General features: G+C 56.0%; 20 protein-coding genes. 11 read left to right on the top strand and 9 right to left on the bottom strand.

Going from position 1 to position 19,782, the window contains the following annotated elements; genetic code table 11:
- The first annotated feature begins 101 nt into the window (after window positions 1-101).
- Window positions 102-884, top strand: a complete 783-nt coding sequence (locus B145_RS0107555; protein WP_018606367.1) for an OmpA family protein — start codon at window positions 102-104, stop codon at window positions 882-884.
- Window positions 885-973: 89 nt separating this feature from the next.
- Window positions 974-1,678, top strand: a complete 705-nt coding sequence (ubiG, locus tag B145_RS0107560; RefSeq protein ID WP_018606369.1) for a bifunctional 2-polyprenyl-6-hydroxyphenol methylase/3-demethylubiquinol 3-O-methyltransferase UbiG — start codon at window positions 974-976, stop codon at window positions 1,676-1,678.
- Window positions 1,679-1,684: 6 nt separating this feature from the next.
- On the opposite strand, the gene B145_RS24800 is transcribed toward ubiG, so the two are convergent.
- The 3 genes from B145_RS24800 to B145_RS0107575 are packed head-to-tail and all read right to left on the bottom strand — an operon-like array spanning window position 1,685 to window position 5,159.
- Entirely contained in the window at window positions 1,685-2,575 is an 891-nt protein-coding gene (locus tag B145_RS24800) for an alpha/beta hydrolase (protein ID WP_018606371.1), read from the bottom strand.
- Window positions 2,572-4,233, bottom strand: a complete 1,662-nt coding sequence (gene recN / locus B145_RS0107570) for a DNA repair protein RecN (RefSeq protein WP_018606373.1) — start codon at window positions 4,231-4,233, stop codon at window positions 2,572-2,574. The genes B145_RS24800 and recN overlap by 4 nt, the downstream gene beginning before the upstream one ends.
- A 44-nt stretch (window positions 4,234-4,277) precedes the next feature.
- On the bottom strand, window positions 4,278-5,159 hold the full coding sequence (locus tag B145_RS0107575) for an NAD kinase (RefSeq protein ID WP_018606375.1): 882 nt from the start codon (window positions 5,157-5,159) through the stop codon (window positions 4,278-4,280).
- A 169-nt stretch (window positions 5,160-5,328) separates the two neighbouring features.
- Between B145_RS0107575 and hrcA the strand changes: the two genes are divergently transcribed.
- A complete protein-coding gene (hrcA, locus tag B145_RS0107580; RefSeq protein ID WP_018606377.1) occupies window positions 5,329-6,357 on the top strand; it encodes a heat-inducible transcriptional repressor HrcA in 1,029 nt (342 codons plus the stop codon).
- A 114-nt stretch (window positions 6,358-6,471) separates the two neighbouring features.
- Here hrcA and B145_RS0107585 read toward each other — a convergent pair whose 3' ends face one another.
- The gene (locus B145_RS0107585) at window positions 6,472-6,855 is read right to left on the bottom strand and encodes an NAD(P)/FAD-dependent oxidoreductase (protein WP_018606380.1); all 384 of its coding nucleotides are present in this window, start codon (window positions 6,853-6,855) and stop codon (window positions 6,472-6,474) included.
- Between the two features lie 194 nt (window positions 6,856-7,049).
- Between B145_RS0107585 and B145_RS0107590 the strand changes: the two genes are divergently transcribed.
- Both B145_RS0107590 and B145_RS0107595 read left to right on the top strand, forming a co-directional pair.
- Window positions 7,050-7,889: a M48 family metalloprotease gene (locus tag B145_RS0107590; RefSeq protein WP_157288316.1), complete on the top strand. Its 840-nt coding sequence runs from the start codon at window positions 7,050-7,052 to the stop codon at window positions 7,887-7,889.
- Between the two features lie 147 nt (window positions 7,890-8,036).
- A complete protein-coding gene (locus B145_RS0107595) occupies window positions 8,037-8,453 on the top strand; it encodes a YkgJ family cysteine cluster protein (protein WP_026258935.1) in 417 nt (138 codons plus the stop codon).
- 18 nt (window positions 8,454-8,471) lie between these two features.
- On the opposite strand, the gene rocF is transcribed toward B145_RS0107595, so the two are convergent.
- Window positions 8,472-9,395: an arginase gene (rocF, locus tag B145_RS0107600; RefSeq protein ID WP_018606385.1), complete on the bottom strand. Its 924-nt coding sequence runs from the start codon at window positions 9,393-9,395 to the stop codon at window positions 8,472-8,474.
- Complete coding sequence (locus B145_RS0107605) at window positions 9,392-10,690, bottom strand: threonine/serine exporter family protein (protein ID WP_018606387.1); 1,299 nt, start codon at window positions 10,688-10,690, stop codon at window positions 9,392-9,394. Before B145_RS0107605 ends, rocF begins: the two co-directional genes overlap by 4 nt.
- A gap of 239 nt (window positions 10,691-10,929) precedes the next feature.
- Between B145_RS0107605 and B145_RS0107610 the strand changes: the two genes are divergently transcribed.
- The 5 genes from B145_RS0107610 (at window position 10,930) to B145_RS24805 (ending at window position 16,483) form a co-directional block, all read left to right on the top strand.
- On the top strand, window positions 10,930-11,859 hold the full coding sequence (locus B145_RS0107610; RefSeq protein WP_018606389.1) for a lysylphosphatidylglycerol synthase domain-containing protein: 930 nt from the start codon (window positions 10,930-10,932) through the stop codon (window positions 11,857-11,859).
- A gap of 2 nt (window positions 11,860-11,861) precedes the next feature.
- Window positions 11,862-12,869 carry a glycosyltransferase family 2 protein gene (locus tag B145_RS0107615; RefSeq protein ID WP_245541839.1) on the top strand — a complete coding sequence of 336 codons (1,008 nt, stop codon included), beginning with the start codon at window positions 11,862-11,864 and terminating at the stop codon, window positions 12,867-12,869.
- Window positions 12,870-12,932: 63 nt separating this feature from the next.
- Window positions 12,933-13,355, top strand: coding sequence for a DUF1493 family protein (locus B145_RS0107620; RefSeq protein WP_018606393.1), 423 nt, complete (start codon window positions 12,933-12,935; stop codon window positions 13,353-13,355).
- 27 nt (window positions 13,356-13,382) lie between these two features.
- The gene (locus B145_RS0107625) at window positions 13,383-14,936 is read left to right on the top strand and encodes an ArnT family glycosyltransferase (RefSeq protein ID WP_018606395.1); all 1,554 of its coding nucleotides are present in this window, start codon (window positions 13,383-13,385) and stop codon (window positions 14,934-14,936) included.
- Window positions 14,936-16,483 (top strand): glycosyltransferase family 39 protein, encoded by a 1,548-nt coding sequence (locus B145_RS24805; RefSeq protein WP_018606397.1) that lies wholly within the window; start codon window positions 14,936-14,938, stop codon window positions 16,481-16,483. The genes B145_RS0107625 and B145_RS24805 overlap by 1 nt, the downstream gene beginning before the upstream one ends.
- 64 nt (window positions 16,484-16,547) lie before the next feature.
- Here B145_RS24805 and B145_RS27335 read toward each other — a convergent pair whose 3' ends face one another.
- The 3 genes from B145_RS27335 to B145_RS24815 all read right to left on the bottom strand — a co-directional run bounded on the left by B145_RS27335 (window position 16,548) and on the right by B145_RS24815 (window position 18,904).
- Window positions 16,548-17,537 (bottom strand): glycosyltransferase family 4 protein, encoded by a 990-nt coding sequence (locus B145_RS27335; protein WP_018606398.1) that lies wholly within the window; start codon window positions 17,535-17,537, stop codon window positions 16,548-16,550.
- Between the two features lie 334 nt (window positions 17,538-17,871).
- Window positions 17,872-18,096, bottom strand: coding sequence for a DUF1161 domain-containing protein (locus B145_RS0107640; protein WP_018606400.1), 225 nt, complete (start codon window positions 18,094-18,096; stop codon window positions 17,872-17,874).
- Between the two features lie 85 nt (window positions 18,097-18,181).
- On the bottom strand, window positions 18,182-18,904 hold the full coding sequence (locus tag B145_RS24815; protein ID WP_033406603.1) for a type 1 glutamine amidotransferase: 723 nt from the start codon (window positions 18,902-18,904) through the stop codon (window positions 18,182-18,184).
- 166 nt (window positions 18,905-19,070) lie between these two features.
- On the opposite strand from B145_RS24815, the gene B145_RS0107650 reads away from it, so the two are divergent.
- Window positions 19,071-19,664, top strand: coding sequence for a UPF0149 family protein (locus tag B145_RS0107650; protein WP_018606404.1), 594 nt, complete (start codon window positions 19,071-19,073; stop codon window positions 19,662-19,664).
- The last annotated feature ends 118 nt before the right edge of the window (window positions 19,665-19,782 follow it).

The following is a 19,782-nucleotide window of genomic DNA, read 5'->3' on the forward strand; positions in this document are numbered from 1 at the left end:
ATCCAGACGCTCATCAGAATCCCATGCTTGTGGACATTAGCGATCTCCCCCGATCCGTCCTAAGCTGTTACCAACACAACCAGCCTTGCAACGAGGAGCATATGAAAAAATCCTATTCGTTCGTTCTGGCCGTTATTGCGGCTTCCCTTTTCTCTGCTGGCGCTCAGGCTCAATCCAGCCAGATCCGTATCGACAAAAATGGCGTAATCCCCTACGCCATTGATGGCAACGGCATCGTTGAGCGCTCATCCAGTGGTCTGTGCTGGCGTGCTGCCAGCATTTGGAGCAAAGAACTGGCCCTGTCCGTCAAGACGCTCGATGGCGACAAGCTGCCGGTAGGCTGCTATTGCGATGCAGACCAACTGCCCAAGGAAGCCTGCCAGGCTGCTCCGGAACCTGTGAAGACACCGGAACCTGTGAAGGCGCCCGAACCCGTTCAAGCCCCGGTCAAGGCGCCCGAACCCGTTGCAGCCCCGACAGCCCTGCCGTCTGCTGAAAAGGTCACCATTCCGGCTGACGCCCTGTTCGCCTTCGACAAGGCTGAACTGATGGAACAAGGCAAGGAAGCGCTGGCAGCCTTCGCCGACACAGCCAAGAACCTGAAGCAACTGGAAGTGGTGATCGCCGTCGGTCACGCTGACCGTATCGGTTCTGACGCTTACAACCAAAAGCTCTCGGAAAAGCGTGCAGCAACCGTCAAGGATTTCCTGATCTCCCAAGGTCTGCCCGCCAACAAGGTCTACACCGAAGGCAAGGGCAAGTCCCAGCCGAAGACTGGCGACGACTATAAGAAGCTGGGCGCTCTGAACGGCAAGAACAAGAAGATGGTCGACTTCTTCGCTCCGGATCGCCGCGTGGAACTGGAAGCGGTCGGCAGCAAGTAATCCCGCTTTGTTGCATTAAGAAAAGCCCGGCCTCGGCTGGGCTTTTTTCTTGTGTCACACTACTACCTACCCCAACAAAACCTATTGCCATGAATCACACCAATTCTGACGCACGCGAAGTTGCCAAATTCAGCGATCTTGCCCATCGTTGGTGGGACCCTGAGTCCGAGTTTCGCCCCTTGCATGAAATCAATCCGCTTCGTCTGAGTTGGATCGACTCACACGCGCATTTGGCAGGGAAAGAGGTGCTGGATATCGGGTGTGGGGGCGGCATCCTGTCGGAGAGCATGGCCGCACGCAGTGCACAGGTAACAGGGATCGACCTTTCGGAGAAAGCGCTCTCCGTCGCCAAACTGCATATGCTGGAAAGCGGACAACAAAACCTGGGCTATCAGATGATTTCCGCCGAAGCCCTGGCTGCAGAACGGCCACAAGCTTTTGACGTGGTCACCTGCATGGAGATGCTTGAGCACGTGCCCGACCCGGCCAGTATCGTCAAAGCCTGTGCGCAATTGGTGAAACCTGGCGGTTACGTTTTCTTCTCGACAATCAACCGCAACTTGAAAGCCTATACGCTGGCAGTGATCGGCGCTGAATATGTACTCAACATGCTGCCTCGCGGCACTCATGACTATCGCAAGTTTCTGAAGCCTTCTGAACTGAGCGGCATGGCCCGCCAAGCTGATTTAGGGATAGAAGAATTGCTGGGCATGACCTACAACCCGCTTACCCAGGTCTACAAGCTAGGCAAGAACTGCGATGTCAATTATCTGCTCTGCGCAAGAAAGCCCTGAAACTCGTCAAGACGGCTCGAAGACTCGCGTCGTCAACCAAGCTTCAAGCAAGGCAGTCCAGGCGGTGACCGGCCCCGTCGCATGGCGGATAGCATGCCCATGCCCGCCTTGCTCGAAAACATGAAGCTGAACACTTAGCTTATGGCGGCGCAGTGCGTGGTAATAGCTGATGCTGTTTTCAGCGGGAACGGATGCGTCGTCATTTGCCAGACTAATAAAGTGCGGTGGCATGCCTGCACTGACCTGCGCCTCACAAGAGTAAAGCGCCAAAGCGCCTTCGTCTGGATCGTCCCCCAACAATGCCAAGCGAGACCCTTGATGCGCAAACGGCAGGCGCATGGTTATCACCGGGTAAAGCAAAATAACAAAATCTGGTCGGGCCGATTGCTGATCGACATGATCCACAGCAGCATAAACCTGCGCAGCATGGCGAGTGGCGAGGCTTGCCATCACATGCCCGCCTGCCGAACAGCCCATCACACCCATCCGGGCGGGATCAAGCCCCCAGGTAGCCGCGTGGCTACGCACCAAACGCAAGGCGCGCTGCACATCCTGAAGCGGCACATCGCTTTTTTGCGCATGCCCTTCACCGGGCAAACGATATTTGAGTACAAAGACGGTAATGCCCAGGTCATTCAACCAACGGGCGATGTCACTGCCTTCCTTATCTACGACAATGCGGCGATACCCGCCACCCGGCGCCAGGATAATGCTCACGCCATTGGGGCGTTTAGCACGCCACACACTCAGCTCCGGTATCTGTACCGAACTGATCGCCCGATCACCATAATTATCAGGGTCTGGGCTGCGCTCTTCAATGCATTCAAAGAGTTCAAGCCCTTCGCTGCCCGGTGCATCGGCGGGCCACAACCGTATGCGTTCAGGCAGATAGCTCACACCCGGTTCCCCAATAGCTCTGCGGCGTGGCTTCGAGTCGTTTCGGTAATATTGACCCCACCCAGCATACGTGCGATTTCTTCAACACGTCCTTGCTCGTCCAACACTTGCAGGCGCGACAAAGTGACGCCGTTGTGGGTTTCCTTGAGTACCTTCCACTGCCAATCGGCTTGTGCCGCCACTTGTGGCAGGTGGGTCACGCAGAGCACCTGACGATTACACCCCAACTCCCGCAGGCGCCGCCCTACAATTTCCGCCACGCTACCCCCGATCCCGACATCGACCTCATCAAAAATCAGCGTGGGTACGGATTGCGCCTCTGAAGCAATCACCTGGATCGCCAGACCAATACGAGACAATTCCCCACCAGAGGCCACCTTAGCAAGTGGGCGCACGGGTTGATGCGGGTTAGCCGCCACCTGGAACTCCACGCGCTCAAAGCCGTTCGCGGTCCCCTCTGCTTCTGGCAGCAAGGCCACTTCAAAGCGCCCCCCTGCCATGGCAAGTTCCTGCATGGCTTCAGAAACCGATTCGCTCAACGATATGGCCTTGGCAAGACGCGCTTCAGAAAGCTGTTTGGCTCTTGCCTCATACACGCGATGCGCGGCGTCCTCACGCACACGCAAGGCTTCTGGATCAGCCAACTCTGTAATTTCTGCCAATCTAGCCTCGCATTTAGCCAGCAACTCAGGCAAACCTTCTGGTTGAACCCGATACTTGCGGGAAGCGCCAACAATAGCTTCTATGCGCTGCTCCACCTCTGTCAGCCTTGCGGGGTCCAACTCCACGCGATCCCGATAACGGCGGAGTGCATGCGCGGCTTCTTCCAGGCGGATGGCCGCATCAGAGAGCAGTTCCGCAATTTCCGCCATCGCCGGGTCAAAGCCGGATAGCTCTTCAAGGCGCGCCGCAATCCGGCTGGTTTCTCCTGCCAGGGGCATCTCGCCCTCACTCACCGCATCAAGGGCTGTGCCTGCACCTTCCAGTAGTGCTGCTGCATTAGCCAGACGGGCATGCTCCTGGTTCAGATTTTCCCAATCAGGCGCACTGAATTCCAAGGCGGCAAGCTCCTTGATCTGGAAGTTCAGCAACTCGCGCTCATGTACCAGTGCTTCCACGCCCTTTTCCGCATCCTGCCGTGCTTGCCGTGCCGTCTGCCATTCCCGATAATGCGCCGAGACTTCACGTGCTACGCCCAACTGCCCGGCCAGGGTATCCAGCATCTGCCTTTGCGCCTCGGGCTTGAGCAGAGCATGGTGGGCATGCTGACCGTGAATATCAGCAAAGAATTCACTCAACTCCCGCAATTGCGCCGCCGTGGCAGGCATGCCATTGATGTAGGAACGGGAACGCCCGTTGTTGTCCACCACCCGGCGCACCAGAACAAAAGGTTCGTCTGAGCCAAGATCCTGTTCAGCCAACCACTTCGCGGCCTCAGAATCAGCAACCAGGTCGAACTCAGCCATCAGATCTGCCTTATCCCGCCCGGTGCGCACGACGCCTCCCTCCGCACGCTCGCCCAACAACAAGGACAGTGCATCCAGCAGAATAGACTTGCCCGCGCCCGTCTCGCCCGTCAGCGCACCAAAGCCGGAATGAAAATCGAGTTCAAGGCGATCAACCAGTACGAAATCCTGGATCAGCAAACGACGCAACATGGTCAGGGATTCCCACAGAAACTAGATTAGAGACAGTTCAATCATCATGAGCGCGGCGCAGCGCTCCAGTGGAGCTTTTCACGCAGCACGGCAAAATAGCTGTAATCCTGGGGGTGAAGCAAAGTCACGCCCAAGGGTGCGCGTTTGATATAGACGCGATCCCCACCCTGTATTTCAAACAAGGTCTGCCCATCGCAGAACAGGCGGGCATCAAAGCGCGGCAACACCACCAGTTCCACCGTGCTTTCGTGAGCCAGGGCCAGGGGACGATACGTCAGCGCATGTGGGCACAGCGGCACAACCACAAAACCAGCCAGACGCGGATGCAAAATCGGCCCATTGGCGGATAGCGCATACGCGGTAGACCCCGTCGGCGTCGAGACGATCATGCCGTCGGAGCGTTGGGTGTAGATGTATTCACCATCCACATGCAACTCGAACTCGATCATTCGTCCAAATTCGCCGCGTGACAGCACGACATCGTTCAACGCCATGGTGGAAAAAATCGCCTCACCACTACGCCAGACATCGGCCTGTAGCAGCACACGGCGCTCACGCAGATAGCGACCATCCAGAATATCACCCAGGCAGGCAAACATGCGCTCACGCGGCACATCCGTCAAAAAGCCCAAGCGCCCCTGATTGACCCCGACCAAGGGCAAACTATGCCCTGCCAATCGGCGCGCAGTAGCCAGCATGGTGCCATCGCCCCCCAGCACTACGACCAAGTCGGCCTGCTCCCCGATCTCTTCGATCGTGGCAACACGTACAGATCCATCGTGCCCAACGGCCCGTGCCGTGTCATGTTCCAGCCAGACATCCTGCCCGCGTTGGAGCAAGAAAGCAGCCGTCTGCGCCAATGCCTCGGCGACCTCCGTGCTCTGGTATTTCCCAACAAGGGCGACAATGCCAAATTCTTTGTCCATAACTTTGCATTTAACCACAGCCAGGCGCTACCCATATAGCCGCCGACCGGGATTTTTCGATAGCAGGCAGCCTCCGCCAACTTGCCTCATGTGTGATCGTTCGTAGCTTCATGCCTGGAATGGCAAACTGGCCCTAGGCAGGAGAGTCCCACTAAAATAGAATCCAATCATGACCCAGCAGCTCGATCAACGCGCCAAGGTATTACTCAAGACCTTGGTTGAACGCTACATTGCAGATGGCCAACCCGTCGGTTCGCGGGTCTTGTCGCGTCAGTCCGGGCTGGACTTGTCTCCAGCCACCATTCGCAATGTCATGGCCGATCTGGAAGAGTTGGGGCTCATCACCAGCCCCCATACTTCTGCGGGGCGCGTGCCGACAGCACTGGGTTATCGCCTGTTTGTAGACACCCTACTCACCGTCAAGCCCCTGGCCCAAACCGAGGTGTTGGAACTGGAACATCATATCCAGCCCGACGAGCCACGGCGTGTACTTTCCACGGCTTCACAACTGCTCTCGGAATTGACTCACTTTGCGGGCATTGTGATTGCTCCGCGCCGGGAAGGCGTCAAGATTCGGCAGATTGAATTCGTATCGCTATCAGAGATGCGCGTGCTGCTCATTATCGTGACCGACAATGGCGACGTCCAGAACCGTATCCTGTTTACCCAACGCGCCTACACCGGGGATGAGTTGGTCACTGCCTCCAACTACCTGAACCACCATTGCGTGGGGCTGGCTTTCGGAGAGATGGTCGATTGCCTGCGCGCCGATCTGGTGCAATTGCGTCAAGACATGACGGACCTGATGAGTGCCGCCATCAACATAGGCCAGGAAGCCATGGCAGACAACAGCACTCCATATCTGCTTTCTGGCGAACGTAATTTGCTGGAAGTCGACGATCTATCGTCCAATATGGGACGTTTGCGCGATCTGTTCCGATTATTCGAACAGAAGTCAGGCCTCGTTCAGTTGCTGGATATGTCCAGCCGCGCTGAAGGGGTGCAGCTCTTTATCGGCGGGGAATCGGGGATCACCCCTCTGGATGAGTGCTCGGTGGTTTCCGCCCCTTATGAGGCAGATGGTCAAGTGTTGGGTACCATCGCCGTCATCGGCCCCACCCGCATGGCCTACGAACGGGTTATTCCAATTGTTGATGTGACTGCACGTTTACTCAGCAGCGCCCTGTCCAGCACCTAAACCGGTGTTTGGCACAACGCGGGGCGATTGAATAGATTCTAGGTCTGGCTGATCAGATCAAGAAAGCCCGCATTTAGGGCGGGCTTTGGCACACCAACAAGGGCCGACGCAATATCAGTGGGTTGCCTTGAGCGCGGCCGCAAACACTGATTCGGTATGGTCAGGGAAGTTGTAACGCTCAAAGGTTTCGCGCAACTTGCCTTCATTAACACCGTGCCGACGTTCAGAGAACGAAATACCGATCAAGCGTCCATTTGAGGCCAACGTAATGAACGCATAATGCCAGCGCTGAACTTCCTCGAGGCGCTCACGCAACGCATTTTCATTACTGATCTCTACGCCAGCCTTTTTAAGGGACTCAAGGAACTGGCCAATTGTTTCATCGCAACGTCTGCCCATCTCAATCTCCATCTGAATCACGGTGTCTTGTGCACCATGAGCCCAATAACGCATGGCAAACATTACAAGTTGACATGATGTGAAAGAAAACTTGTACATCTCGCCTCTTTCACCCTTACTCCAAAGAGCCGAATTTAACAGATTTACCACTTTTCCAGACGAACGGCAGTAGATCCAATGCCATAGCTCAAGAGTTTTATGTGTCTAGTTGTTAAACTAGCGGCCTATCGCGATAGCACCAAATGGGTGCTACCAATCTTGGCCTCCAGCCAAACACTCCCCGGAGCTACATCTTGAAATTCAAATATCTGTCTCCCATTCTTTGCGTTTTGTTGATTACAGCCTGCGCCTCCAACGGTGGCCAATCGACTTCTTCCTCCTCTGCCAGCAACACCGCCAGTGTGCTGGGTGCGGCGGGTACTGCCGCCAACAAGGCCGGGGTTACCGCAAAGGGTAACGATGTTGGCTTGGCGGCTATGACAGCAGGCGATGCGATCAATGCTGCCAACATCTCTGACAAGGATGTACAGACCGCTTCGGCAAAGGCTGCCAAGTACGATGACAAGAAGAACAACGCCACCACCACGGGCAAGTACGGCAGACGTTTGGTCAAGCTGACCTCCAAGATGACCACCGTGGAAGGCCTCAAGCTCAACTTCAAGGTGATCCCGACCAGCACACCGAACGCCTACGCGTTCGCAGATGGCTCTATCCGTGTCACGACCGCGCTGATGGACATGTTGACCGACGATGAACTGCGCTTTGTACTCGGCCACGAAATCGGCCACGTCAAGCTTGGTCACACCGCTGCCAAGATGAAGACCGCGCTGCTCACCTCCGCCGCACGCAAGGGCGTTGCCGCCACCAGCGGCGTAGCAGGCGATCTGGCTGCCTCGGAACTCGGCGGCTTTACCGAAGCGCTGATCAATGCCCAATATTCCCAAGGGGCAGAAAAAGAAGCCGACGATTTTGGTCTGGCCTTTACAAAGAAATACCACTTCAAGCCCGCTGCTTCAGTGTCTGCACTCGAGAAAATCGCCAAGCTGGGTGACAATTCAAGTGCACTATCTTCCCACCCCGCCTCAGGCGAACGCGCCAAGCGCTTGAGCCAACAACTGGCCAGCGGTCAATAACAAGCTTGCACCCTGCTTTCTCCAAGGCAGGGTTCCACACAAAGGGCAGACGACCTACCGGGCGTCTGCCCTTTTTCATTCAAATGAAGGCGTTCGCCTTTGCCGCTCAAACGTTATATGCTGCGCCCCTTGGTATTGGGTATCGCAATGAAATTCTCTCTCAGTCACATCTCGATTCTGGACGACACAGACACTTGGCTCAAATACAAGAAGGGTCTGTGCGAAGTCTGCCATGCCAGCTGTTGCACCATGCCTGTCGAGGTGTGGCTGAAAGACCTGCTCACCATGCAGCTCATCGACGAATTTGAAGCGGGTGAGCCGCTCAAACAAATCGCCAAACGTCTACAGCAGGCGCGCGTGGTTGCGCAGTTCAATCACGCTCATGGCATATTTACCCTGGCACGCCGCGCCAATGGAGACTGCATCTTTCTTGATGCAGACACACGCTTGTGTACGATTTATGAACGTCGCCCGCACACCTGCCGCAACCATCCCATGAAAGGGCCGCGCCCAGGATTCTGCGCCTTCCGCCCCAAGCAAAAAGCAGCGCAAACCAAAGAATAACAAGAGCGCGGACGGATTCTACGCGCGCGGCTTGCGCATCAAGGTGCTTTTGCCAAACAGGCTTTCGAGCAGATCCACAACCAAGTCTGCAGTCTGATTGCGCACATCCAGCGCAGGGTTCAGCTCCATCACATCCAGCGAAGCCATCCGCCCGGTGTCTGCGATCATCTCCATGCACAACTGCGCTTCTCGATACGTCGGCCCCCCTGGGATGGGCGTTCCAACACCTGGGGCAATCTCGGGTTCAAGAAAGTCGACATCAAAGCTCACATGCAGATGGGTGTTGTCATCCATCCCCGCCAAAGCCTGTTCCATGGTGTAGCGCATGCCATTTTCATCAATGTAGCGCATGTCGAACACTTCCAGATCAGCCTGATGTACGAACTGACGCTCCCCTTCATCCACCGAGCGCACCCCGATCTGGCGAAATGCCGACACAGGTAGCGCCGGGGTCTCGCCTGACAGGACGGTCAGCGCAAGCGGACCGTAACCACACAGACATGCAACAGGCATACCATGAATGTTGCCACTCGGAGTGATCTCAGACGTATTGAAGTCAGCATGCGCATCCAGCCACAGCACGCGCAGCTTCTTGCGTGTCTGCCTGCAATACTTGGCTACCGCACTGATGGAACCAATCCCCAGAGAGTGGTCGCCCCCCAGCAGGATAGGTAGGCGCCCCTGCCCCAAGGCGTTGCTCATGGCATCAAACACCAGACGATTCCAGGCGACCACTTCTTCAAGGTGGCGATATCCGTTCACAGGCGCCTGCCAGGGATTGCCTGGGCCACTGAGGTTGCCCGTGTCCTGCACGTCCAGCCCGTGGCTTTCCAGGGTGGATTTGAGCAATGCCACCCGAAGGGCTTCCGGCCCCATCGAAGCCCCACGCGTCCCGGCGCCTACGTCACACGGTGCGCCAATCAATGCAATCTTCTGCTTCATCTATGTACCTTGAAAACGTGGCGGAAAAATATCTCGCCCAACCATGCACCTGCCAACAACCCCATCCCCATACTGCCCACTACAAATGCAGATTTGAAGATGCTGGCCAGTGTTCCTGCCACCAAAGGCAGAGAGGAATTCGCCCCTGCGAAGGCAATTTCCATCGCGCCGCCAATGCCCCGGAACATCAAGACCCCAGGCATCATCGGCACAGCCCCGGCAAACGCCACCGCAGCAAATGGAATACGCATGCTGCCCACCCAGCGGATAGCCATGAACCCTATCGCCACACAGGCCCATAGAGTAGACATCTCCAGATCCATCCCCCTGGCCAGACACAGGTAACGGATACCATGCCCCACCATGCCGCACAGAATAGATGTCCACAATACCCGCCAGGGCGCATTGTAGAACGCACCGAAGCCACAGGAAGCCACGCCCGCCAAAAACACATCAAGCCAGAGCGGGATTGGCACCGCAGAACCCTTCCAGGGCGGCACGGTCGTCATCCCCAAGGTGAGCCAGCCGCCCAGAAAAATCCCCAAGGCGGCCGCTACAAGGATGCCCGCTGCCAAACCCAACCGGGGGATACCTGTTTGCATATTGTTTTCAATCATGTCGTACAGGCCATTGATCAGATGAGGCCCCGGCACCAGCATCAATGCAGGCACGATCAGGCATATGCCCGGCGTATGTGTCCAACCCTGTTGGATGACCAGCCCCCCCATCAAGGAGCCAATCAACGCCGCCACGAAAGGCAAGGCGAACAGCACGGGATGGAAACGATGCATCTCTTGCCGCGCCAGCATGCCCAGTGCAGAGGCAAGCGATATCACAGCCATGCCTCCCCAATCCGCAGATTGCAGCCAGGCCAGAGCCCCTGCCGCCAAACCAAACATCAGTGACAAGGTCCAGCGACTGTGGCGTCCGGCGCTGACCTCCACCTTATCGAGAATCTCAATCGCCTCGGGCAAGGGCAGCTTCCCCGCACACACCTTGTCGATGGTGCGATTAACCTCGGCGCTCACTGCAATGTTGATCCGGAATTCCGGTGCCTGCGCATGTACGTGCAAGCCATCAGGGGTATAAACAGTCACAGTTCTGTAGCCGACATGGATCTGTACAGGCACCCATAGCGCCTCGCCAATCTCCTGCAAGCGTTTGCGCAATGATTCGGTGCGCATGTTGTAGTGCAACAGCAGCCGGGCGGCACGCTGGATGAAACGCAACTCATCGGATTCGACATTGAGTTTGCCGGGTTCCGGGGTGATGGGAGTTCTATTCTGATCACTCATGATGGAAGACGGTAAAGAACGGTTGCCACAACGTGCCCAAACAAGCCCACCAAACCTTGCACACCTCAGCCAAGGCTTAAGAAATACTAAAACCTTGCGATGCCCCCAAAGACTATGGGTTTGGCAAATGGTACACTTGATAGATTAAGCAATCTCTAGTCCACACAAATTCTGATGCTCTTACACTGTTGTTTTAGCGCAACTACGTCTGCTGTCCATGGCAACGTGGGGCCTATCCTTTGAAAAATCTGCTCAAACGCGGCCTGGGCCTGCTGATCACGCTGGGCTTTCTGGCCTGGATACTGAGCAGCGGTGTACGCTGGCACGACTCGCTAACCAGCCTGCTTGGCCTAAATCCGCTTGCCCTGGCGCTGGCCATACTGGCCTTTGCCAGTACCTACCTGCTACGTGCCGGACGGGTATACGACGAATTCCGCGCCACACCAGGGGTACGCTTCGCTTCCATCCTGCGCCTGACCCTGGTGCACAACGCCATGATCAACATTCTGCCTTTCCGCAGTGGCGAGGCCGCCTTCCCCGTTCTACTCGCCCGCTGGTTCAATGTACCCAGCACCCGGGCGGTCGTTGCCCTGCTCTGGTTGCGCATTCAGGACGCTTTTGTTGTGCTTGCACTGGCAGCCTTCGTTTGGCCTGGACTACACCCGGCGCTGCGCGTGCTATGGATTGGCGGCGTGGTGGTTGCCGCTTGGCTGATTCCCGCCTGGGCAGCACGACACCCGGAAATTGAAACCCAATCAGGGCGCTTTGCCGCCAGTGTCCATAAGATTCGTGAAGCACTGGCAGAGTCCACGCAAAACAATGGCCGAGGCTGGCTCTGGACATTGGCCAACTGGAGTCTCAAACTGCTCGCTGAAGCTTGGCTGCTGGCGGCGCTACTCTCTATTTCGCTTTCATCCGGGCTCGCCGGGGCGCTTGGAGTCGAATTGGCTTCGATCCTCCCGATTCAGGGTGTCGCCGGATTTGGCACCTATGAAGCTGGGGGCGCGGCGTTGCTTCGCACCCACGGAATCACTTTCCAGCAAGGGCTCAATGCAGCACTGGCCCTGCACCTTTTCGTCATCGCCTGCTCGCTGATTGCAGGCGGCTTGGCCGCAGCCTTGCTGCCGGGTACCCCTTCGACCGCAGATAACAACACCCCTTCGACATGAACATGCCTGCTCAACAAACCCCCTCCTGCCCGGCACACCGCCTGTCCGTCGTCATCCCGATGTACAACGAGGCAGAAAACGTTGAACCCATGATTGCCCGGGTGCACGAAGGTCTTGCTGGTTACCCGCATCCTTGGGAACTGATCCTGGTTGATGACGGCAGTACCGATGCCACCCCTGCCGAACTGCGTCGCGTAGGTGCCAAATTCGGCGCCCATGTGCGCACGGTTGAACTGATGCGCAATTTCAAGCAGACTGCCGCCATGCAGGCGGGGATCGACGCCGCCCGTGGCGACGTGATCGTCACCATGGATGGCGACTTGCAAAATGACCCCAAGGACATCCCCCGCATGGTCGCCCGCCTGCTCAACGAAGACCTGGATCTGGTCTCCGGCTGGCGCAAGAACCGTCAGGACGGCCTGTTCCTGCGCAAGATCCCTTCTCGCATCGCCAACCGCCTGATTGCCAAGATCACCGGCGTGAAACTCAATGACTATGGCTGCAGCCTCAAGGCTTTCCGTGCCAATGTCATCAAGAGCGTGCGCCTGTATGGTGAGATGCACCGTTTCATCCCGGCATGGCTGGCAACTGTCACCACGCCACGCCGCATCTCTGAAGAGGTCGTCACCCACCACGCCCGCCAGTTTGGGCAAAGCAAGTATGGTATCTCCCGCACCTTCCGCGTGATCCTGGATTTGATCTCGGTGTTCTTCTTCATGCGCTTCCGCGCACGCCCGGGTCACTTCTTCGGGGGCGCCGGTCTGGCGCTGGGCACCATCGGCGGGTTGATTCTGGCCTATATGGCCGTACTCAAGATTCTGGGCCACGATATCGGCACCCGCCCCCTGCTGATGGTCGGCTTCTTTGCGGTCATCATGGCTGTTCAGTTCATCCTGACCGGCGTGCTGGCCGAAACCTTGGCCCGCATCTATTTTGAATCCGGCAGCGCTACGCTCTATCAGGTACGCAATCCGGACAGTCCGACCAATGATGAAGCCTGGCACGCCTGACCGTGTGCTATTGCCGCAGAACGGAATGCCCAATGGCCAGGCAAAGGAAGCAACCAGCAGTCCATGGTCGAGTTTGTTGAAATAGAACAATTCGTTCAAGAACAAACCGGCCGCAAGCGGCCATTGGCGGCTTCTTTACGCCTGGAAGAAGATTTGGACATTACCGGTGATGATTACTTTGAGCTGGTTGACGATTTTTCGCACCGGTTTGATGTCAATACCGAACATTTTCTGTGGTATTTCCACTGCAAGGAAGAACCACTTGGCAGCAATTTGGGTGCATGGTTCTTCCCTACCCCAGATCAACAAGTGGAACGCATTTCAATCACGCTTGGGCATCTCCATCATTTTGCCCAGGCCAAAAGGTGGGACGTCTCTTATCCTGAGCACAATATCAGCCTCAAACGGCATGACATTAAACTAAATAACGCACTCTACATTGGATTGCCATTTCTCCTCATTTCGCTACTCTGGCTTCTCTCATAAGCGGACTGAAATTCATCACTTCAAACAATGAATCTTCCCACCCAAAACCCCTACGCTCCCAGCCTGCGCGAACTATGGCCGCTATTTTTGCTGCCGGTTGTGCTCTTCCTGCTCAACCTGGGGGGGGCTCCATTATTTGATGTTGACGAAGGGGCGTTTTCGGAAGCCACGCGTGAAATGTTCGTGCGGCACGATTTCCTCTCGACATGGCTCAATGGCGACCCTCGTTTTGACAAACCCATTCTGATCTACTGGTGTCAGGCCGCCTTCATGTGGCTGCTCGGGCCCAACGAATGGGCCTTCCGCCTGCCCTCTGCGCTGGCGGCATCCACCTGGTGTTTTGCGGCGGGGCATTTCGCCTGGCAACGTTTCGGGCGACAAGCCGGTCTGTTGGCCTGTGGCATCGCCGCAACCTGCATTGGCGTACACATCATCGGGCGGGCGGCCACTGCCGATGCATTGCTCAATATGCTTTTGGCACTTTCGCTGTTGGATAGCTGGCGCCATCTGGAAAGTGGACGCCGTGCACCATTGCTGCGAAGCTACCTGTGGATCGGCCTTGGGGTGCTGACCAAAGGGCCGGTTGCCCTGTTGGTGCCAGGGGCAAGCACCTTGCTCTATTGCCTGACGGCTGGGCGTCTGCGAGATTGGCTGCGCAGCGTCTTCGATCCTGTCGGCTGGATCATTTTGCTTGTCATCACCGTCCCCTGGTATACGGCACAGTTAAGCATTCATGGGCAGGCCTTTATTGACGGCTTTATCCTCAAACACAACCTGCAACGCTTTTCCGGCCCACTCGAAGGGCATTCCGGCAGCATGTTCTATTACCTGCTGATGATCCCGGCACTACTGCTGCCGTGGTTGCCCTGGTTGGTGGCCAGTGTGCGTCAGGCTCCCGCAGATTGGTCTCATCCATTGCGCCGCTTCTTGTGGATCTGGTTCCTGTTCGTCACCGTATTTTTCTCATTGTCTGGCACCAAATTGCCGCACTATGCACTCTATGGGTGTACACCGCTGTTCATCCTCATGGCCATTCACCGTGATCGTGTGCGCAATGTATGGCTGGCAATCCTGCCCGCCTTGATCTTGCTGATTGCCTTCATTGCCCTGCCTGCTCTGCTTGAGCAAGCCACCTCACAGAACTGGGTGAAGAACCCCTTTTACCTTGCGCAACTGAGCAGACTGCCCGATGCGGTCCCCACAGCCTACCTTGCTCTGACCAGTGCAGCCTTGGTGATCGCCTTGCTGCTCACACGCTGGAAGCAGGATCTCTCGATAAGAATTCTGGCTGTCGCCTGTGTGCAAACCATGCTTTTGGCATTGGCCGTCGCCCCCCTGTTAGGGGATCTGCTGCAAGGCCCGGTCAAACGCGCAGGCTTGGTCGCACGAAACTATACTGAGCCTGGAGTACAGTGGAATTTCCATTCGCCCAGCTTCAGCGTGTACCGGCAACAAGTCACTCCGCCGCGTCAGGCCCAATCAGGTCAGATCGCGCTGACCCGTGTGGATCGTCTACCTGCAGATAAGCCTGTTGAAATACTGTTCCGCGAAGGCGGAGTTTTGCTGGTGAGGCTCCCCTGATGTCCAGCCAAAATCAAGCCACGCCGTGGCCACAAAGCCAGATCATCCCCAAGGACTGGAACAAGGTTCCCCCGCCGCCGAAGAAGCGCCCCAGCACCGCCTTGCCACAGCCCATTCTGTTGCTTGGCATACTGGCCTTGCTGACGTTCTATCGTTTGTGGGTCATCCCTCGTTTGGGCGTCACGCTGTATATTGATGAGGCGCAGTACTGGACCTGGGCACAAAATCTGGACTGGGGATACTTCTCCAAACCGCCCGTCATAGCATGGCTGATTGCGCTGAGTACGGCTTTGTTTGGCGACGGCCTGTTGGCTGTCAAGCTGCCCTCCCTGCTGCTTTATCCCGCTACGGCATGGTTACTCTTTTTACTCGGCAAAAATCTGTTTGATGTACGTATCGGATTTCGCACCGGTTTGTCCTTTGCCCTGATACCTATTGTCTCCGCGCTTGGGCTTGCCGTCTCAACCGATGCACCATTGATGTTTTTCTGGACGGCAGCAATGCTTTGTCTGCTACGCGCCATTAAGGGTGACCACTGGAGTGACTGGCTACTGCTGGGCGCAGCGGTAGGGCTTGGCATCATGTCGAAATACACGATGGCGGCCTTTGGTGCATCGGCACTACTCTACCTCGCGCTGGACCCTGTCCGTCGTCGCGTCCTGACGCGCCCCAAACTATGGTGTGCGGTAACGCTTGCGGCCTTGCTTGTGCTGCCCAATATTTTGTGGAACTGGTCGCATGACTTCCCCACTCTGCGCCACACGGCAGAAATCACTCATGTCGAAGGCATGAATGATAAAAGTGGGAATTTTGGCGAATTCCTGCTTGCTCAGATCGGCTCGCTTGGGCCTGCCTTTGCCATTGCCTTTGTCGGTGGTCTTGTGCTTGCTTTCAAGCGCTGGCACAAACCACGCTACCAGTTCCTGCTTTGTTTCTCTCTACCTCTACTCGGTCTGGTATTTATCCAGGCCCTGCGTTCGCAGGCCAACGGCAACTGGGCTGCGCCTGCGCTGCTTACCGCCCTGATGCTTGCATGTGTGTGGCTGGCACGTCTGCGCCTGCGCTGGTGGGCCATTGCATTGGGCATCAATATTGCTATTATGCTGATTGCTTATCATGAGCAAGACATTCTGCACGTGGCCGGAAAACCAATGACCGCCCACATTGATCCACTCAAACGTGCGAAAGGTTGGGACAAACTGGCCAATGCGATACGCCCGATTCTAGTCCGCTACCCAGATGCCGTAATCCTGGCCGAAGATCGCACGGTAATGGCCCACATGCTCTATCAGTTACGTGGCCTCAAGCGGGACTTTGCCGCATGGGCGCCTCACACACATGCAGCGGATCATTACCAATTGACAATACCGCTGCCGGAAGAACATACCCTGCGCCCGGTACTGCTCATTACGCAGTCTGATGACATATCAGTCAATCAACGCTTTACCGAACACCAGATGCTTGCCAAGGTAGCGGTCGAAGTGGAGCCGGGCTTGCGGCGCGAAGCCACCATCTGGTTACTACAGGGTTTCATGGGTTACCGCTAAAAAACAGTCCCTGTGTGCACAATGCACACAGGGACTGTTATCTGAATACGATGACAGGGTTCAATCAGCCCAACAAGAGCCGCCGCGTTTTTCCTGGCACGATCTGGGTCATCAACTCCACTGCCGTATGCCGTGCGTTGTTGGCCAGGGTGCGTCGCCGCAATGGATCAGCCTTGAGTACGCAGAGATGAGCGAGAGCCTCCGCCGTATCACTAAATACAAGACTATCTTCCCCGTTGTGCAGATAGTTGGCATACCCCCCGCGAGAAGACGCCACCACAGGTAGCCCTGCGGCCATGGCCTCGAAAATAACCCGGCCAAAAGCCTCAAACCAATCATCCCGGGTGCGATAAAAGAAGCAATCCAGGCTGGAGAGGAACTGTGCGGAAGATTCTGCCCCCTCGGGCAAAAGTTCGATATTGGGAGTCCCTTCCAATTCAGGAGCGAGGCAGGTTCCGCCCATCACCCGCACCCTCACGCCTGCCGCCGCCAACTGGCGATACAGGGCAATGTCTTCAGCATGATGCTTTTTCAGCGTATCCCGGCTCAGGCGCCCAACCGTAAAAGGCTTTCCGACAGAACGCTCAATCGGCAGATCCACAAAAGGCCGCAGATCAATCAGACTCTCCAGTACCTCACCGGTATATTTGGTCCGGGCTTTCAACTCATGAGAAGTGAAGACAATGGAGATGTCTTTAGCACCAGAAAGCTGAGCGCGCGCGAGGACCTTATCGAGCCGATCAGGCTGGTCTGTGTTGTAGAGTACTACAATCTTCTCTGGATTACTCCAGCGAATCCAATGCCCAATGCGGAAGTACACGCCCATAATGACCAGACTTCCCCCTCGGGGCCATCTGCCAAGCCAGGGACGAATGCGTTCAATCTGATGACTGGATGTAAAGTATTCAGCGGGTCGTGCAGGAGACCACAGCGTGGCTGGCACCACACCGCGAATGTTCTCAAATGTAGCAATAGTACGTCGATCACCGCCACCACAGGAATCCCATAGTGGATTGATCAAGTGCACATGAGAGTTGCCGATGGCATGCTTCATGATACAAATCCTCTCGGCACGCCATAATTATTTTTTACAGGACCATAAGGGGATGTCAATGTCCTGCATAGCATGCATATTGCAGATTCTAGGCGTCACACGCCTACAGATTCCAGAGAAGATATGTAAGCAAATTTAACGATGTTAAAAGACGTAAATAAGCATCCGTTCATGCAAACAGACCTACCGTTGATCACAATTTACGTTGCTTCCGCATGACAACACCAGACCATCAGGCAATTTGTATGCACAAAGCAACAACACTTGGAGCGTGGCACCCCGGTTGAAGTGTGCACGCTCCTTGCCATGCTTGCGGTTGTTTCCAAAGAAGCGGTCAGGCTCCTTTTTTGTACACGATCTTTTTACTCCCCCCCTCGCAGGAGCCTACCACCTTCTGATCCTTGACCTGGTTGGCGTCAATGATCTCAAGCGTAAAGGACTTGACTCCGTGCCCCTGGATCTTGGCCTCGATCCCGGTTTTCAGTTCGTCGCAGCTTTTTGCAGCATAAACAGGACCTGCCACCACCATGATGCTCAATGCAATCAACAAGGTACGCATCTATCGCTCCCCCAGGCTAATCTGCCACATGGCTTGCTGAGTGTAGGGCCAGCGCAGCAGGGGGCAATATGCACCAAGGGGCAGGTTAGCCTGAATAGCCACAAAGCCCCTTCGCCCACCGGGTATACAGGCGCGTGCTCAGTGTTCGCATCTCGCGCAGATTTGTTTGCAAATGTAATAGTTGTTCTTCAGGCATCTGCACCGAATCGGGCAAACCCGCCTGATCACCAAACGCATTCGCCCAATTGCGTATCCACTCCTCAATCAATGATTTCGTCATTTCAACATGACATTGCATACCCAAATGAGGCCCAATAACAAAGGCCTGATTGGCGCACACCTCGTTCGTCATGATGCGCACAGCCCCCTCTGGCAAACTGAAGGTTTCGCCATGCCATTGATAAGCGGGGAAAGCCCCCTCGGTTACACCGAGCCAGTCACGAGCCAAGCCTGGGGGCTCAACCTGGAGTGCAGACCAGCCAAACTCTTTGACCGGGTTGAGCGTAACCCGCCCACCCAAAGCCCTGGACAGCAACTGCCCGCCCAGACAATGGCCGATCACCGGAACGTTGAGCACAACCGCATCCTGGATCAGACGCAACTCTTCGGCGATCCAGGGAAGTGGATCATTAACGCTCATCGGCCCACCCATCAAGCACAAGCCACTAAATTCTGCGGGCGACCTTGGAATCGAAGCCCCCTCATCAACCGGGATCAGACACCAGGGAATTGCCTGCGCATTAAGAAACTCCAGAAAATATCCCGGCCCAACCAGGGGCGAATGACGAAAGATAGCGACGGGTTTCATCCACAGCCCCAAAAGTATTGAACATCCCACCCTGCAAGCATGTCCCGCGCCAACCGGGTGGCGGCGCATGGTTTTCTGGTTGTGGCCCGATGTGGACTACGCAAAAACCATGCTTCCCGGAGTATCATGATCCATTCGTGTATTTACCCCAGAAACGGACCCTGTCATGACAGCATCTTCTTTGCCAGCCCTTGCTCCCCTGAGCGATCAAGAGCTGGACGACCTGGCAGATTTTCTGGACTCTGACGTGGTGCCGGAAGAGACCATGGACATCTCCATGCTCCACGGTTTTCTGACTGCCTTGGCCCTGTCGCCAAGCCCAGCCCCACTGGAAGAGTGGCTCCCCACCGTGTGGGGGGAAGATCTTCGACAGCCTGAATTTACCTCGCCAGCACAACAGCACCAGATTGAAAGCCTGCTGGAGTGTCTGTCTATCCAAGTCAAGCAGGGGCTGAGCGACAGTGACTTTGTTCCAATCCTGTACGTTGATGAAAATGACCATCTGGATATCGCCCGCCCTTGGTGCTTTGGTTTCACCCAAGGCATCTGGCTGCAGGAAGAAGCCTGGACAGCCCTTCTGGACGACGAAGACTCGGGCGCCCTACTTGAGCCGATCTTTGATTGTTCAGACGATGAGGCCCGTGAAGCCCTCGTAGCAGATGGTGAGAATCTGGCCCAGTGGGAACACGACATTGCCAACGCGCTGCCGGATATCGTGGCAGAGATCCAAGCCTTTTATCAAAAGCGCAAACTCTCTTGATCAGCCCGTAACAAGGATTTTGGTCATATTTGCGATTGAATGATTGGCTATGGCCTCCGTCAAGGCTATATGTGCAGTGCACAACCCAGCATAATTGACAGCATCAGATCGAACAAAA

Source organism: Uliginosibacterium gangwonense DSM 18521 (assembly GCF_000373965.1).
GTDB lineage: Bacteria > Pseudomonadota > Gammaproteobacteria > Burkholderiales > Rhodocyclaceae > Uliginosibacterium > Uliginosibacterium gangwonense.